Source organism: Mycobacterium sp. (assembly GCF_035506235.1).
In the GTDB taxonomy this organism is placed as follows: domain Bacteria; phylum Actinomycetota; class Actinomycetes; order Mycobacteriales; family Mycobacteriaceae; genus Mycobacterium.
The window spans coordinates 1-2,683 of the sequence record NZ_DATJPU010000148.1 but is presented as its reverse complement, the minus strand read 5'-3'; the positions used below and the strand labels follow the sequence as shown (position 1 = coordinate 2,683).

General features: G+C 66.9%; 4 protein-coding genes and 2 tRNA genes. 2 read left to right on the top strand and 4 right to left on the bottom strand.

All coding sequences use genetic code 11. The features are described 5' to 3' along the window. Window positions 1–3 precede the first annotated feature (3 nt). Window positions 4–76, bottom strand: a tRNA-Arg gene (locus tag VMD50_RS13980). Between the two features lie 20 nt (window positions 77–96). Beyond that, window positions 97–188, bottom strand: a tRNA-Ser gene (locus tag VMD50_RS13975). An 88-nt stretch (window positions 189–276) separates the two neighbouring features. On the opposite strand from VMD50_RS13975, the gene VMD50_RS13970 reads away from it, so the two are divergent. Both VMD50_RS13970 and VMD50_RS13965 read left to right on the top strand, forming a co-directional pair. Further along, a complete protein-coding gene (locus VMD50_RS13970; protein ID WP_325428339.1) occupies window positions 277–1,353 on the top strand; it encodes a pyridoxal phosphate-dependent aminotransferase in 1,077 nt (358 codons plus the stop codon). Continuing rightward, entirely contained in the window at window positions 1,350–1,811 is a 462-nt protein-coding gene (locus VMD50_RS13965; RefSeq protein ID WP_325428338.1) for a DUF4334 domain-containing protein, read from the top strand. Before VMD50_RS13970 ends, VMD50_RS13965 begins: the two co-directional genes overlap by 4 nt. 18 nt (window positions 1,812–1,829) lie before the next feature. Here the strand turns inward: VMD50_RS13965 and VMD50_RS13960 are convergent, their stop codons facing one another. Together VMD50_RS13960 and VMD50_RS13955 are read right to left on the bottom strand one after the other, a co-directional pair. Continuing rightward, window positions 1,830–2,414 (bottom strand): TIGR03086 family metal-binding protein, encoded by a 585-nt coding sequence (locus VMD50_RS13960; RefSeq protein ID WP_325428337.1) that lies wholly within the window; start codon window positions 2,412–2,414, stop codon window positions 1,830–1,832. A gap of 27 nt (window positions 2,415–2,441) precedes the next feature. Continuing rightward, window positions 2,442–2,683, bottom strand: a 242-nt coding sequence (locus tag VMD50_RS13955) for a hypothetical protein (RefSeq protein WP_325428336.1), incomplete at its 5' end; no start/stop codon positions are given.

Sequence of the window (2,683 nt, the reverse complement as noted above, 5' to 3'; positions counted from 1 at the left end):
CAGCGCGCCCGAAGGGATTCGAACCCCCAACCTTCTGATCCGTAGTCAGATGCTCTATCCGTTGAGCTACGGGCGCCGGTCTTCAGTTGTCACGCGTGGCGGAGGCGAGAGGATTTGAACCTCCGGTCCCCTTTGAGGGGGACAACTCATTAGCAGTGAGCCCCATTCGGCCGCTCTGGCACGCCTCCATCAGCTTCCTGAGGGTACCCGAACCCTTACGGGTGTCCCCGAACCGCCGGAGGCATAGCGTACACAGCACCGACATATGCTGTCGAAGTGACCGCCCGCCTGCGACCCGAGCTGTCGGGGCTCCCGGTCTACGTTCCCGGCAAGACGGTGCCGGGTTCGATCAAACTGGCCAGCAACGAGACCGTGCATGGCCCGCTGCCCAGCGTCCGCGCGGCCATCGAGCGGGCCACCGACAGGGTGCACCGCTACCCCGACAGCGCCTGCGTACAGCTCAAGGCGGCGCTGGCCAAACACCTCAGTTCGGCGAACTCCGCGGACTTCGCGCCCGAGCAGGTCGCGGTGAGTTGCGGTTCGGTGAGTTTGTGCCAGCAGGTCATCCAGATCACCGCCTCGGCAGGTGACGAGGTGGTGATGGGTTGGCACAGCTTCGAGCTGTACCCGCCCATGGTGCAGGTCGCCGGCGCCGTCGCGGTCAAGGTGCCCCTGGCCGACCACGTGTTCGACCTCTACGGGATGCTGGCCGCGGTCACCGACCGCACGCGGTTGATCTTCGTCTGCAACCCCAACAACCCGACGTCCACGGTCGTCGACCCCGACGCACTGGCGCGGTTCGTCGAGGCCGTGCCGCCGCACATCCTGATCGCCATCGACGAGGCCTACGTCGAGTACATCCGCGACGGCATGTCGCCCAACAGCTTGGAGCTGGCCCGCGCCCGCGGCAACGTCGTTGTGCTGCGGACCTTTTCGAAGGCATACGGGCTGGCGGGCCTGCGCGTCGGCTACGCGGTCGGCCACCCCGACCTGATCACCGCCCTGGACCAGGTCTACGTGCCATTCGCGGTGACGAGCATCTCGCAGGCCGCCGCCATCGCCTCCCTGGACGCCGCCGACGAGCTCCTGGCCCGCACCGACGCCGTGGTCGCCGAGCGTTCCCGGGTCACCGCCGGTTTGCGTGAGGCCGGATACGCCCTGCCGCCGTCGCAGGCCAACTTCGTCTGGCTGCCGCTGGGCGCGCGCACACTCGACTTCGTGGCGCGGGCCGCCGACGCGCGCATCGTGGTCCGCCCGTTCGCGCCGGACGGCGTCCGGGTCACCATCGGGGCCCCGGAGGAAAACGACGCCCTGCTGCGGTTCGCTCGCGACTGGATCAAGGAGAACCAATGAGCCTGGCCCGCAAGAAGTTCACCGAGTTCAAGGAACGCCGCGGCAGCATTGCCGATGCCGAGCTGGATGACTTCTGGGCGACGCTGCAGCCCGCATCCATCGAGGGCATGATCGGCGAGTGGAAGGGCGGCGAGTTCCGCACCGGTCACAAGATGAACGGCCAATTGGAAAAGGCCGGCTGGTTCGGCAAGGCCTTCAAGTCGGCCGCCGACGTGCAGCCGTTGGTCTGCGTGGACGCCGACGGGAACAAATTCTCCAACAAGGCGATGGGCAAGGGCGAGGCCAGCCTGTGGCTGGAGGGCTTCCGCGGCGAGGTCACCGCCACGATGGTCTATGACGGCCAACCCGTGCACGACCACTTCAAAAAGATCGACGACGACGCGGTGATGGGCATCATGAACGGCAAGGGTGTCCTGGACAACGGCCGGTATTACTACTTCTACCTCGAGCGGGTGTAACAGCCGCCGCGGCCCGGCCTACCGGGCCGGGTTGCGGCCAGTGAACGCGATCAGCTGCTCGAGGGCGCCGGCGTCCGCGGGCACGTCGACCGGGTCGTCGAACCCCACGCTGCCACGCAGTTCCGGCCTGATGGTCTGGCGCGCCAACCCCAGCACGTATTCCGACAGCGGTTCGGGCGCGTCGACCCGGTGCCCCACGGCCGCGGCGTAATCCCAGGCGTGGACTAGGAATTCGATCGACAGGATCGCGCAGGCGCCCTTGGCCGGCATCTCGCCCTTGCCGAAAGGCACGGTGCCGTCCAGACCCCGGCGATGCCAGGCATCCAGGGCCGGCCGGGCAGCGGCGATGACCTGCCGCTCCACCGATTCGCTCTCGTCGCGCTCCGGAATTTCCGCGCCCACCATGCCGCCGAGGCCCTCGATCGACTTCAGCAGGTGCGCGGTCAACTGCGTCACGTCGAACTCGGTGCACGGCGTCTGCCGGGTCATGTCGTCGGCGGCGATCGGATGCAGCACTCGCTGCAACACGCCCAGCGTGTCCTCGGCGCTGTGCAACTCGTCGGTGGGCGGGGAATGAGGTCCGGGTCGCAAATCGGGGGCCATGTTTGCCACGCTACGGTCTGCTCAGTGTCAAGGTGAGGTCGCCGCTTGTTGCGGTGGTTGGATCCTGATCACCTGGTGTCTGGCTCGTACGGTTTGTGCCGCCTTTGGGTTGGTGTTCATGCGTTTTGTCGGCATCAGGTGTGAAGGACCGGCCGGCGTGACTTGATAGGAGCGTGGCATCGCCCCCACTGAGATGTGTCCGCCGACCGGCCCAACCGTCACCTCACAGTGAAGGAGGCAACCACCATGGTTGTTGTTGGAGCCGATGT

Bases quoted from the DNA above. Each gene is read 5' to 3' on its own strand.
- VMD50_RS13960 (WP_325428337.1), bottom strand. From the start codon at position 2,414: ATGGCCCCCGATTTGCGACCCGGACCTCATTCCCCGCCCACCGACGAG.
- VMD50_RS13965 (WP_325428338.1), top strand. From the start codon at position 1,350: ATGAGCCTGGCCCGCAAGAAGTTCACCGAGTTCAAGGAACGCCGCGGC.